This window comes from Methylomonas sp. 2BW1-5-20, assembly GCF_052474515.1.
This window is the reverse complement of the sequence record NZ_CP184127.1, coordinates 3,387,063-3,399,657: the sequence shown is the minus strand read 5'-3', so window position 1 is coordinate 3,399,657 and position 12,595 is coordinate 3,387,063. Positions and strand designations below refer to the sequence as shown.

Annotated in this window: 13 protein-coding genes; 3 read left to right on the top strand and 10 right to left on the bottom strand. The window is 52.9% G+C overall.

Annotated elements, in window-relative coordinates:
• Positions 1-80: 80 nt before the first annotated feature.
• Positions 81-1,724, bottom strand: coding sequence for a methyl-accepting chemotaxis protein (locus ACH50O_RS15740; RefSeq protein ID WP_446808712.1), 1,644 nt, complete (start codon positions 1,722-1,724; stop codon positions 81-83).
• Between the two features lie 283 nt (positions 1,725-2,007).
• On the opposite strand from ACH50O_RS15740, the gene ACH50O_RS15735 reads away from it, so the two are divergent.
• Positions 2,008-2,901 (top strand): LysR substrate-binding domain-containing protein, encoded by an 894-nt coding sequence (locus ACH50O_RS15735; protein ID WP_446808711.1) that lies wholly within the window; start codon positions 2,008-2,010, stop codon positions 2,899-2,901.
• Between the two features lie 19 nt (positions 2,902-2,920).
• Here the strand turns inward: ACH50O_RS15735 and ACH50O_RS15730 are convergent, their stop codons facing one another.
• From ACH50O_RS15730 to ACH50O_RS15705, 6 genes are all read right to left on the bottom strand, one after another.
• On the bottom strand, positions 2,921-3,727 hold the full coding sequence (locus ACH50O_RS15730; protein WP_446808710.1) for an alpha/beta fold hydrolase: 807 nt from the start codon (positions 3,725-3,727) through the stop codon (positions 2,921-2,923).
• 92 nt (positions 3,728-3,819) lie between these two features.
• Positions 3,820-4,371, bottom strand: coding sequence for a formaldehyde-activating enzyme (gene fae, locus ACH50O_RS15725; RefSeq protein ID WP_446808709.1), 552 nt, complete (start codon positions 4,369-4,371; stop codon positions 3,820-3,822).
• A gap of 150 nt (positions 4,372-4,521) precedes the next feature.
• Positions 4,522-4,980: an ankyrin repeat domain-containing protein gene (locus ACH50O_RS15720; protein ID WP_446808708.1), complete on the bottom strand. Its 459-nt coding sequence runs from the start codon at positions 4,978-4,980 to the stop codon at positions 4,522-4,524.
• A gap of 15 nt (positions 4,981-4,995) precedes the next feature.
• Positions 4,996-5,673: a hypothetical protein gene (locus ACH50O_RS15715; RefSeq protein ID WP_446808707.1), complete on the bottom strand. Its 678-nt coding sequence runs from the start codon at positions 5,671-5,673 to the stop codon at positions 4,996-4,998.
• Positions 5,663-6,445, bottom strand: a complete 783-nt coding sequence (locus tag ACH50O_RS15710; RefSeq protein WP_446808706.1) for a 4Fe4S-binding leucine-rich repeat protein — start codon at positions 6,443-6,445, stop codon at positions 5,663-5,665. The genes ACH50O_RS15715 and ACH50O_RS15710 overlap by 11 nt, the downstream gene beginning before the upstream one ends.
• Positions 6,446-7,000, bottom strand: a complete 555-nt coding sequence (locus ACH50O_RS15705) for a flavodoxin (protein WP_446808705.1) — start codon at positions 6,998-7,000, stop codon at positions 6,446-6,448.
• A gap of 361 nt (positions 7,001-7,361) precedes the next feature.
• Here ACH50O_RS15705 and ACH50O_RS15700 point away from each other — a divergent pair, with 361 nt between their 5' ends.
• On the top strand, positions 7,362-8,360 hold the full coding sequence (locus ACH50O_RS15700; protein WP_446808704.1) for a hypothetical protein: 999 nt from the start codon (positions 7,362-7,364) through the stop codon (positions 8,358-8,360).
• Positions 8,361-8,575: 215 nt separating this feature from the next.
• Positions 8,576-8,917, top strand: coding sequence for a hypothetical protein (locus ACH50O_RS15695; protein ID WP_446812160.1), 342 nt, complete (start codon positions 8,576-8,578; stop codon positions 8,915-8,917).
• Positions 8,918-9,064: 147 nt separating this feature from the next.
• Here ACH50O_RS15695 and ACH50O_RS15690 read toward each other — a convergent pair whose 3' ends face one another.
• The 3 genes from ACH50O_RS15690 to glk all read right to left on the bottom strand — a co-directional run bounded on the left by ACH50O_RS15690 (position 9,065) and on the right by glk (position 12,590).
• Entirely contained in the window at positions 9,065-11,056 is a 1,992-nt protein-coding gene (locus ACH50O_RS15690) for a sensor domain-containing protein (protein ID WP_446808703.1), read from the bottom strand.
• A gap of 8 nt (positions 11,057-11,064) precedes the next feature.
• Positions 11,065-11,487: a PAS domain-containing protein gene (locus tag ACH50O_RS15685; protein ID WP_446808702.1), complete on the bottom strand. Its 423-nt coding sequence runs from the start codon at positions 11,485-11,487 to the stop codon at positions 11,065-11,067.
• Between the two features lie 116 nt (positions 11,488-11,603).
• The gene (gene glk, locus ACH50O_RS15680) at positions 11,604-12,590 is read right to left on the bottom strand and encodes a glucokinase (RefSeq protein WP_446808701.1); all 987 of its coding nucleotides are present in this window, start codon (positions 12,588-12,590) and stop codon (positions 11,604-11,606) included.
• Positions 12,591-12,595: the final 5 nt, after the last annotated feature.

Below are 12,595 nucleotides of genomic sequence, written 5' to 3'. Positions count from 1 at the left end.
TTATGCCGGTATGTTTGATACATTCAAGGTGTCGGCTTTATTCGGATGGTGTCGATACGCGTCTAAAGCCATATCTGTCTTCAACTGATTTTGAAGTCGGCAATGATCCGCTCCAGTTTTTGGGCCAGTTCAGCCAGTTCGTCCGCGGAACGGGATGTACCTACGGCAATGTCGCGATTTTCGATAGTGCTGTCGGCTATCAGGCGTACTCGCTGGGTAATGTCTCTGGTCGATGCCGACTGTTCCACCAAGATCCTGGTAATGCCGCCAATGGCCGAGGTAACGCGTTGCGTACTATCGTGAATATCGGTGACCGAAACTGCCGCGCGATGAGCCAGTTCCACCCCGTCGCCGACCCGGTTTACCCCAGACTCGATCTCCTGCGCCGCCCTTTGGGTATTGACCTGAATTTTGGCTATCATCTGAGTGATTTCCTGGGTAGAGCTGGCGGTACGTTGGGCCAAAGCTCTGACTTCGTCGGCGACTACGGCAAAGCCCCGACCCTGTTCGCCAGCTCGGGCGGCTTCGATTGCGGCGTTGAGCGCCAATAAATTGGTTTGATCGGCAATGCCGCTAATCACGCCGACTATACCGGAAATTTGGCTGGAATAATCTTCCAGGCCGCGGATAGTAGCGGCCGTGGATTTAACCGCCTGGGCAACATTCGACATTTCGCTGGCCGCTTCCTGGATTATGCCGCCGCTAGCCAGCGACTCAGTTCCCGATTGTTCGGCTAAGTTGTGTACCGTTTTAGCTCGTTTGCCGATGTCGTCTATCATTGCCGATAGTTCTTCGACGGAGCTCGCCATACTGTTGGCCGCCTGCGCTTGCGTCGACCCTGCTCGTTCGCTTTGATTCGCGGATACCGCCAATGAAGTGGCTGCCTGATTTAGGCTGCCCACATTCTTGCTGATGACGCTGATGATCTCGAGTAGACGTTTACGCATGCCGTCCAGTCCGACGACGAGTTGGGCAATTTCGTCGTCGCCGACCGGCTGCGCGTAACTGGTCAGATTACCGCTCTGAATTTGTTTGGCAATTTGCACGCATTGCAACAGAGGTTGGGTAATTGAGCGAGTGGTGATTTGTCCCAGCAGTATGCCTAATACTAATGCTACCCCTATCAGTGTCGCCAGAACCAGTTTGCTCTTGGCGATGGTATCTCTTAAACCTTGCAACGATGTTTTGACATCGGTCTGTATCGCCGACTCCAGTTTGTCGATTTCGGTAATAAATGCATCGAAACGAGTGTCAAACTGCGCATCCAGTTTATGAAAACTTTCTTCGGGCAGATTTTGACCCAAGGTGGCGTATCGATCGTTCAATGCGGCATTTAAGTCATCGAATTTGGCTTGAGAACTTCTTACCAGGGCCAACGTTGTCGGATTGCTAACCGGCAGGTAGCGGCCCTCCTGGTTCTCGCCGCCGTCGGCGATCACTTTAAGGAACCAAGCGGACTCTTGCATGAGGGCTCGGACGGCGTCTATCGATTCCGCGGAGTCGCCGCCCATAATTTCCTCGAATTTCAGATGGGCCTCGGTGGCGAGTAACTTAGACTCCATTACCGCATCGATCAACGGCGCCGCTGATTCCCCAACGTAAAGGCCGTTGCTGCCAACGACCGAGGTGAAATACATTCCCATTGAACCAATCAGAAAACTGATCAAGGCGCCGATTGAGAAGGCGGTGGTTAGGCGCTTTCCGATACCGATTCGATTTAACATGCGTGTCATGCCCATAAGAGAACTGTTAGATTCAGTATTACTTAAAACAGGTATTTTCCTAGCTCTGTTCTCGGTATTTTTTAAGAAAGCGTATTGAATCTCTATTTATCCGCGCATTTGGACGAATCGGTTGGCTATGGTTACGATGCGGCTCCAGCTCTGAGCTTCCGCCGGACTTGCGGTGAGATTGCCTGGTGGGCCTTTTAGATTCGGGCTGACGGCGGTTAATATATACTCGATGGTTTTCATTTTAACGATAGCTATTAGCTATTTGTGGGGTGCTATGAATCTGCGGGATTTACATTACCTAATCGCTGTCGCCGATCTGCGTAGCTTTGTGCAAGCCGCGGATCGTTGTTGCATTAGCCAGCCGACCTTGAGTACCCAAATCAAGAAGTTGGAAGACGAGTTGAGTATTCGGATTTTCGAGCGCACCAATAAAAAAGTATTGCCCACCGAGTTGGGGGAGCAGATTGTGGCTTCGGCCAGGCGTATTTTGAAGGAACAGGACAATATCAAGGAACTGGCCGCTACTGCCCAGGATCCGTTGGCGGGCAATCTGCGTTTCGGCGCGTTTCCGACCCTGGCGACCTATCTGTTTCCGCAATTGGTGCCTTTGATAAAGCGGGCGTTGCCGCGTATTCGCCTGATTCTGGTCGAGGAGAAAACCGAGCAATTATTGCAACAACTCAGAACCGGACAGATGGATTGCGCCTTGCTGGCAATGCCGGTATACGAGGATTTTCTGGATAGTGCAGCCTTATTCGACGACGAGTTTTTACTGGCGGTGGCAGACGATCATCCTTTGGCTGCTAAGCCGCAAATCGAGCCAGACGATCTGAATGGCGAGCATTTACTGCTGCTGGACGAAGGCCATTGCCTGCGCGGCCATGCCTTGCAAATTTGCCAGGCCGTCGGCGCCGACGAGGAGCAAGACGTACGCGCCACCAGCCTGGAAACCCTCAGGCAGATGGTGCTGGCCGGCACCGGTATCACCTTCATGCCGCGCATCGCGGTGCGCGATGAGCCGGGCGTATGTTACCTGCCGTTCGCTACGCCGGCGCCTGCCAGGACCGTTGGTTTGGTGTGGCGTAAGACTAGTGCCAGAGGGGAGTTGATTCGGCAATTAAGCCAGCTAATTCTGGATGCCGCTAAGAATAGGCCGAAGCAGGTATAGCGTTAGGCAGAACTTGCGGTTATTTAAGAAAGCCGCGCATAGCCACGACCACTGCTTCCGGCGCGCTCACATGCGGCAGATGGCCGGTGGCTTGAATAACCGCGAGTTGACTGCCGGCGATCCGTTGCTGCAGGTAGTTGGCTACTGCCAGCGGCACCGCGAAATCTTCTTTCGATTGGATCAGTAAGGTCGGTGTCTTGACCAGTTCCAAATCTCGCCGATGGTCTGACTGGAAGATTGAACAGAGTACGGTAAGGACGTGGTTTGTGGGAATGCTTTTGATGCTGTTTGCGTAATACTCGGAAAGGTAGGGCCGCTCGGGATTTGCCATCACCATGGGAGCAAAATAATCGGCCCATGCCTCATGGCGTTGAGCTACGGCACCGTAGATCTCGGCAAGATCGTTATCCGTAAAGCCGCCATGGTAGCTTTCGTCGTTGAGATAACGCGGCGAAGCGCCAATCAAGATTAACTTCGAAGCCAGGGAGGGAGCCTTAATCGCGGCAAGCAGACCGATCATCCCGCCAGCCGAATGGCCGATCAAAATAACCTGTTTCAAGTTCAACGCCGCGGCTATCTGTAATAAATCGTTGGCGTAGGAATGAAGATTGAGGTAACGGTGTTGGACAAACGCTTCGGGCGCGGCTTTTCCGGCGCCGACATTGTCGAACAGTATTATTTGATAATCGTCGAAAAATGCCGAAGCAACTTGTTGCCACGCAGATTGATCGGTACCAAAACCATGTACGAAAACCATTGCTTGTTCGGCTTTCGGATTGCCGGTCACCGTGACGTGGTTTTTGTAGAGAGGGTCGAGGTTGTCCATCAGGAATAGGCTAATGGGGATAGCGCTGCATTGCGTTAAACCTGTCGCGCCGACCAAGCGTAAGCCTTGGTCGGCGCGACAGGTTTAAGCTTTTACCATTGCGATTCGCCGGTCTCCGGGTCGTACATTTCGTGGAAAATTTTGTGACGATTGGCAATCAATTCGTCGATGCTGGGCGAGTTGCTCATTGCTCTGGAAATCGCCAGTTTCATTGCTTCGTAGTTGGTACGGTATAAGTCCTTGCGGTCCAGTTCGGGGTTGGTGGCGCAGGATGGGTCGATCCAGATCATGGCGATGATGCACAACTCATTGGCTTGCAGGCGCGGAATAATGCCGTCGGCGACGCTATCGATGACCGCATCGGCTATTGCCGATTGAACCGGGCCGCCGAGCAGATTGACATAAGCCGACGATTTGATCGTGACTTTAGGCACCATGATGGTGGCCGGGCGCACTTGTTGATTGGTGGCGCGGATCGCGAACATGCGGGTGTGGCCTTCGGTTTGGCCCATCAGATTGGCGAACGCGTGACCGGCCGGGCCTTTGACGTCGCCGATCAGGATTTCCGGCATGGCGTCGGTGCCTTGGCCTTCGCTGGAAAATACAGTGGCTTCGCCGGTTCTAAACCAATAGGAGTCTGACATGGGATGCGTCCTCGGAGTGTGTTAGGGAAGGCGGCATTCTATGCCCCCGCAGACATTGCGGCAATAGGTGGGGTTCCGCGCGGCGGTCGTGGCGGAGGAGGTGCGACGAAACGATAGCCGGTATTCAGTGCATAGTGCCGTCAAGCTGTGCTATGCCTGCAAGGCTTTTACTGCATCGCGAAGTAGTTGCAGGCATTGCCGGTTGGCGGCCAAGTCCAATGCACTGAAGTCGTCTTGAGTGGTCAACAGCGGGTCGGCGCCTGCCTCCAGTAATTGCTTAACGACCGCCTGTTTGCCGCTGGAGGCGGCATAGGTCAGCGCGGTGGCGCCACTGGGATTTTGATAATCGACCGCTATGCCTGCTTGCAATAATAGCTCGATGCATGAACCCGCTTCGGCGAAGCAGGCTGCCCATAAGGCGTTATTGCCGTAGGCGTCGAGGACGGCGATGTCGGCGTCTTGTCGTAATAGAAAGGCGAGTACATCGGCGCGGCCTTGTTGGGCGGCTAGGATCAGCGCGTGTTTGCCGTGCGGATTTTTAGCCGAAGGCTGTCGCGCGGTAAAGCCGTTTTCCGCAAGCCAGTTATTAATTTCCGGGGTAATACTCATGCAGTTTACTTTGATTTAGACTAGAGATGGCCGGTGGAGTAAGGACAGATGATTGACGCCGGCGGTTTTTAATTGGTCGGCAAGCTCGTGGCGAGCCAGCTCGCCTTTGCCTCGCAGATATCTCAATTCGGCCCCGGTCAATATCGTGATGGCCACCAGGCGTATTTCGCCGCCAGGCAGCGATAGCGGCCGGTCGGGAACGGCGGGTACGCCCAGCAAAGCGCCGATGCGGCCGCGGCCGTCCTTGATGTGATCGATATTAAATTCCAACGACAACAATTCGCCGTTCAATAAGCGTTCGCACAAACGCGAATAGCCGGCCAGGGTATGGCTAACTTCGGCAGTCAGCGGAAATAACCAAGTATCGGCCAGTGCCGCCAGCGGCGCATCGGAGCCGATGCCGGAATCCGGGCTTTCGATAAACACTTCCAGGCCTAGGCCGGTTTCCGGCCGGTCGCGCTCGACCCAGGGATCGGACAGGCCGTCCGACATCAAGACGGCATGCCGGTCGCGCCGAGCGGCGAGCCAGGCGGCCCCGGCCGGCCACTCCGGCCCTTCGGTCATCGGACCCATCAGGGAGGTCAATGCAGCCAAGTCGGAGTCCAGGCGCTCGCGGATGCCGAGATGGCGCGCTTCGGTGGCCATCCGCAAGCGGTCGGCATAAGTCAGGCCGACAATATGTTCAGCGTTCATCGGCGACGGCCTCGTATTGCAGATCGTCCAAACGCTGCCGGGCAGTTAGGCATACTTCTTCCTCGTTGTCGTCCAGCATTTGTAGTAATAAGTCCGGGTCGGCCCGCAATGCGACTTCATAGCGCACCGTCCAGTCGCGGTCCCGGCTCATCATGGCCAGGTCGTCGACGTCCATGCGTTGTGCCACGATGCGGCGAATGCCGACTTCATGGTCTTCCGCCATCAAACCCAAACTGACGCTGGGAATGCGTTCGGCGACGGTGCGGCGCACTTCGTTGTCTGGGTCAGCGACCAGACGAAACAAACGGCCTTTGGGCAGGCGTTTGGCAACGTAGGCCCTTACCAGATAATCCGGATCGTCGGCCATCAGTTCCAGCTGATGTTCCGGCAGACGGTCGGCGACCGTGACGCGGACTTCTCTATCGCTATCGTTGCGCAACTCCAGCAGCCACTCCAGCGGCACTCTGTAGGCCAGGACTCGACGCACGGCTTCGTCAGGGTCGATCAGCAACGGTTGCAAGCGATTGGTCGGCAAATAGCGGGCGGCAATCGCGCGTCGCTCCCAAAATGGATCTTGGGCGTATTCGGACGCCAAGCCGGGATGAGCTTTGAAGAAGCGATCGATTTGCCGGCCGCTTTCCGCAATCACGCAACGGTCGCCCGGTTTACAAGTGCCAGCCGCCAGCAAGGTGCTGCGATACGCGCAACGCGAGCAGTCGGCCAATGGGGTGAGATCGAGGGCGTCCTCTCCTTCTGCGGATGAGGTCATCATCTAAGCGGCCTCCGCCAAGACCGGCAGCAACTGTGGCGTAATCTGCGCCAGCCAGGCGTTGATACGTTCGTCGGTCAAATGCGGTTGGCCGCGTTGGTCCAGCACCAGACCGACGAATTGATTGTCGATCACCGAATCGGAGTGTTCGAAGGTGTAACCCTCGGTGCTCCAGCGGCCAACGATGTCGGCGCCGTAGCCGTAGAAAATCCGGTAGAGTTGAATTAAGGAACTGGCGAAACGAGAGGCATAGCGTTCCTGATGGCCCAATCCGAACAAGGCGATGCGCTTGCCCGACAGGTCGGCGCCCTTCAGCTGCGGTACGAACTCCTGCCAACTGCGTTCCTGGCAGCCGGCGGCCAAGCCAGGCAAATCGCCGATGCCGTAGCTGGGCGTGCCCAATATCAGCGCATCGTAACTTAGCAATTCGTCGGCTGTTACCCGGTTGATGTTTTTGGGCTTGTCGGCCAGTTCCTCGCCCAAAAATCCGAATATCTTTTTAGCCACCAGCCGGGTGCTGCCGGTATCCGTTCCGAAAAAAATGCCGATTTTGCTCATAAGTCACCTGTGATCGAGTATGCGGGATAAGGCTCTGCAGCCGTTTCTAAACCACCAGCAAATTTCGATCCATATTCAAGTAAGGAGTATGTTGCTGTTTTTTATTTTTATATCAATCACATAGAAAATTCATCGCCGCTCATTCGTTTAGGTTTGTGCAGTTATGTCTACAATTGCAGGCCGGAAAGGAAGATTTGTGACATCGATACGCTAGACTTAAGGACGAGATCGTTAGCGCCGATTCGGCCTATCTTGCGTTAAATACCGCGATTTTTCTCGCCAAGCCGATAAGCGAAATCAGTCGTTTGGCAATCTGGCAGAGATTAAAGTCCGTTACCGTAAAAATAATCAAGGAAGCTTTATGGCAATTCTGCGTTGCAATAACTGTGCTTATTTACGAGAAGTGCCGAATGAGCATGTCGGCAAAACCGTGAAATGTCCGGTGTGCGAACAAGCCTCGGCAATTCACGATACCGTGGCTTTCGTAAAAAAACTCATCGATAAATACGGGGTATTGTTGACCAAGTATCGCGAGCTGGAACAAGCCGGCAATGCCGTCGCGGAAGTCAGCCTTGCCGATATACGTATCGCGAAAGACGAAGAGGTGGATCTGCATAATACGGCGGTGATGAGTAACAGCATGCAGTACAAACCTATTATCAGCTGGTTCGAGCGTAAAAATATCAAGGTTGAAGTCAACCATAACGCCTTGGATACACAGGGTTTTTACGATGAGGTGGCAGTGGAGCTGGGCGATAATTTCCAGGTTTTGCAGGAGGTATTGGACAAAATCAGAAAAACTCAAAGAAATAACTATACATCGGTCGTATTGAATTTAAACGACTACAGCCAGAATCAAATTAAAACCATTACCGGCTTTTGTAAAAACCTATATCAATTCTCGTTTGTCGCTAAGTATTTTTATAATAAAAACGAAAAAAGAGTCCATCTCACTTTGCAGAGTATGCCGGCTATCGTGGGCTTTTTTAATGGCGAGTGGTTGGAATGGTATGTATTTATGAAATTGTTAAAACATTTTTACGAAAGCAAGGGGTTATTTTCCTGTTTAAGAAGTTTTAATATTCAATTTGCCAATGAAGATAAATATGAAGTGGATGTGTTTTTTCTGATTAATAGCCGGATTCCGGTGTTCATCGAATGCAAGTCCGGCGAGTTCCGTCCCTTCATCGAAAAGTACAGCAAAATGCGTCGCCGACTGGACATCGATAAGGAAAACTTTTTGTTACTGGTGTTGGGCGTTAGCGACGAGCAAGTGCTCGGGCTAACGAAAATGTACGATATAACCTTTGTTAACGAAACAAGCTTTATCACGCATATAGCCGGCTTAGTTTCACAATAAGTTATACCGCTTTTTATTTGTGGAAATTGGGCTATTTTTCGCGGTTTCGGTGTGATTTTGAAAATCTATGGTAGGATGAAAAGGCTTTGAGCAAGCAACCGGATTAAAATATACAGTCATAAATTTGTAATTTTAATGTGGTAATAAAAAACACTTAAATATCAATTGATAGGATTTGTATGAACACAGTAAAAAAAACCTTGGCTTCATTTTTGGTGATCGCCGCGGCATTGGTTTCCACATCCGCTAATGCAAACAGCGCTGGCGACGCAAAAGTTCGTGCAGCCGGTGAAACTACCGTTGCCAAAGTAGAGGAAGCTGTAAGTTTGTTGGAAAAAGGCGATAAAGAAGGTACTTTGAAAGCGCTGGGCGAAGTTCGCCAGTCGCAAAAAGAGTTTCGTTATGAGCAAACCGAGCGTTTGCGTCAAAGAGCCGGCGACAAATTGAAAGTTGCCCGCGATGAGATCGAAAAAGGCGATGCCAATGCCTCAGCTAGTTTGAAAGCTACTCTGGATCTTTACAAAGAAATGATGAAAGTTTATAGCGCCGCTCACTAAGGACGCATCTAATCAATCCGCTCCGGGTTGATTAACGGCTGCCACCGGAAGACGCGTTTTCTCGGTGGCTCCCATTTAGTTATTGTTATCTCGGTCTTTATGCCGGCTTGGCAATACCCAAACTATTACCGCGCAGCCGCCGATTTTTTAAAGCGTGCAGTCGGCAAACAATCTTTCAAACTCCGCTGCCGGTAACGGCTTTGCAAACAAATAACCTTGACCGAAATCGCAACCCGCCGCGGTTAGTAATTCGCGTTGGCTGACGGTTTCTATGCCTTCGGCAATCACTTTTATTCCCAGTTTGTGCGCCATCACGATAATTGCCTCGCACAATGCCATATCGTCGGAACCGGCCGCCAGATTGCGGACGAAACTCTGGTCTATTTTCAAATAATCGATATCGAATTTTTTTAGATAAGACAGCGAGGAATAGCCCGTGCCGAAATCGTCCAGCGACACCTGAATGCCGGCGTCGCGGAACGACAGCAACTGTTCGGCCACGCTGTTGTTGGCGTCCAGTAGCAGGCCTTCGGTAATCTCGATGACCACGCTTTGCCCTGGCAGCTTTAGGGTGTGCAACCGATTCAGCCAGTCGCGATGGCTGTCGCGTTCGTTACGGAACTGTACCGGCGATTTATTGATGCTGATCTGAAATTGTTCGTGGATGGACTCGCGCCAGCGGCTGGTTTGTTCGGCAGCCTCCTGAAAAATCCAATTGCCTATACTGCTGATCAAGCCGGTTTCTTCGGCAATCGGAATAAATTCGGCAGGACTGATCAGTCCGCGTGACGGATGCTGCCAGCGGATTAGAGCTTCCGCTTTCCGGATGCTGTTGTTTGACAGATCGACGATAGGCTGGTAGCACAGATAAAATTGGTCGTCCGCCAAGGCCAAGCGTAGGTCGTTGCTGAGCCGCAGGCGTGTTTGCGCGGCCTCTTGCATGGTTGGGATGAAGAAGCAGTATTGATTGCGGCCTTGGCGCTTGGCGGCGTACATGGCCTGATCGGCGTGTTTTAACAAAGACTTCAGGTCGTCGGCGTCGTCCGGGTAAAAAGCGATGCCGATACTGGTGGAAATGTAGGCAATTTCGTTGCCCAACTCGAAGCATTCGGTCATTTTCTGCAGCAGGGTGCCGGCTATGCGTTCGGCATTGCTGGGGTCGCCGATGTCGCCGAGGATCACGGTAAATTCGTCGCCGCCCAGTCTGGCTACGGTGTCGGTTTCGCGCACGCTGCCAACGATGCGTTGCGCGGCGATCTGCAATAACTGATCGCCCATGTCGTGCCCCAAGGTATCGTTCACTTCCTTGAACAAGTCCAAGTCGATGAAAAATAAGGCCAGACGCTTATGTTCGCGCTTGGCTTTTTTGATGTCGTTACTCAGCCGGTCATGAAACATGCGGCGATTGGGCAGTTGCGTCAAAGGATCGAAATTGGCTTGCTGCCAGATGACGCCTTCGGCTTTTTTCTTCTCGGTAATGTCTGAAAACAACGCAATGCGGCGATGCATAAGCTGTTTGGCATCGAAAATGGTATTGACGGTCAGCCACTTGGCAAATAACTCGCCGTTTTTACGTTTATCCCAGATTTCGCCCTGCCAGCGGCCGCTATCGTGAATGGCTTGCCACATGGCTTCGCTGTGACTGCCCGTGTTTAGAATACCTATATGTTTGCCGACCACTTCCTCCAACTGGTAACCGGTAATTGCGGTAAACGCCGAATTGATGGTGAGGATACTGTCGTTGGCGTCGGCCAACAACATGGCTTCGCTGCTGTTCTGATAAATCAGCGCGGCCTGTTGCAGTGCTTCTTCGATGCGCTTACGCTCGCTGATGTCGCGAGCGATGGCCAAGTTATAGCCGACGTTGGCGTATTCGAAATAATTTGCCACTACCTCGACCGGAAACAACCGGCCATCCCTGGTTTTATGAACGGTTTCCAGTTTGTTCGAACGCTTAACTTTTAGTTCCGCCCAATGCTCGGCCCAGATATGGCCGGTAAAGCAAGGGTCGACGTCAGATACGCTCAGTTGCAGCAGCTCTTGGTGACTGTAGCCCAAAGCCTTGCAAGATTGGTGGTTGATGTAGACGAAGCCAGCGTTCTCGGTAATCAAAAAAGCGCTGTCCTGCATTTGATCCATACCGAAGCTTAATTGCGCCAAGCGCCTGCGGGAGGCTTTCTGCTCGGTGATGTCGCGAAAGCTCCAGATTCGGCCAGCGGCTGGCCATCCAGGAATTGCAGCTGGCAATAACTTTCTATAAAACGGCCGTCTTTAAACTCCAGTTCGCTGTAATGGCGTTGTTTGGGGGCTTTGTAAATCTCTTCGATACGGCGGAGGAAGGCTTGCCGGTCTTTCAGAAGATCCAGGGCGTAGCACAGCGATTGTTCATTGTCGCCGATATGTAAAGAGCCCTCCGGAATGCCCCAAATCCGAATAAATTGCGGATTGAAGGTTGCGATTTTGCCAAACGTATCCACCACCAATATGGCGTCGGTACTGGAGTCGAGTGCGGCCTGAAGTATTGATAGCGATTTCTGCAAATTGGCTTGTGTCTGCTTAGGCTGGACCATGAGTTGCGCCACTATCGCTTCACGACGGGCAACAGCTTATGCCCTATTGCTTGTCTCATAAGCCTGAAGGATTGCGGCGGCGTTGATGCTGGTTCGTGCCGAACGGTACTGCACGGCTAATACGCGGCAAAAAAATACATCGCACCCAATAAAGGGGTGCGCGGATTCAAGGCCAGTTTAACCGATAACTTGGATAACAGGGGCTGAAACCGGCCCTTGGCGACAAAGGCTTGGAGAAACTCTCCGGATTCCAGCACCGTTTTGATTTTCGGACCTATGCCGCCGCCGATGAAAACCCCGCCGGTGGCGAAAGCTTTGAGCGCCAAATTGCCGGCTTCGGCACCGTACAGTTCCGCGAATAAGCGCACGGTTTCCCTGCACATGGGATCTTCGCCGTCTATTCCCAGGCGCGAGATCAGGGCGTTGCGGTCTACGCCGGCGCTCGGGCCGGGGCCGGCGGGGATGGCCGGACATGCGGGCGCGAAGCGGCTGGTCAATAGAAAATCGTAGATATTGCTGAAACCGATGCCGGACAGAATCCGCTCCCAGCTAACGTGATCCGGATATTGTCGGCGCAGGTAAGCCAGCAATTGGTCCTGTTGCGGATTTTGCGGGGCGAAATCGCAGTGGCCGCCCTCGGTGGCAATCGGATGGTAGTGTTGACCATCCCAATGCAATATGGCTTCGCCAAGGCCGGTTCCGGCAGCGATCACCGCAATATTGCCGGTTTGCGGTTCGGCATTGGGGTTCAGTTCGATAAAGTCCTGTTCCTGGAGATGCAGCATGCCGATCGCCATGGCTTCCAGGTCATTCAGCAATTTCACCCGCTCGGTGCCGAGCCGAATTTTGAGTTGCTCGCCATCCAGTAGCCACGGCAGGTTGGTGGTTTGGCAGCGTTGATTGACGACGGGCCCGGCGATGCCGAAACAGGCCGATGTCACCGTTGGGCTGTCGCACAGAAATAGATCCAGAATTTCCTCAAAAGTCTGAAATTCGCCGCTGGCAAAGGTTTGTTCCTGCAAACAGCTCAGCGTGCCGTCGGCTTGTCTGTCGAGTAAGGCCAGAACCGTTTTGGTTCCGCCGATGTCGCCGGCTAGAATCATATGCG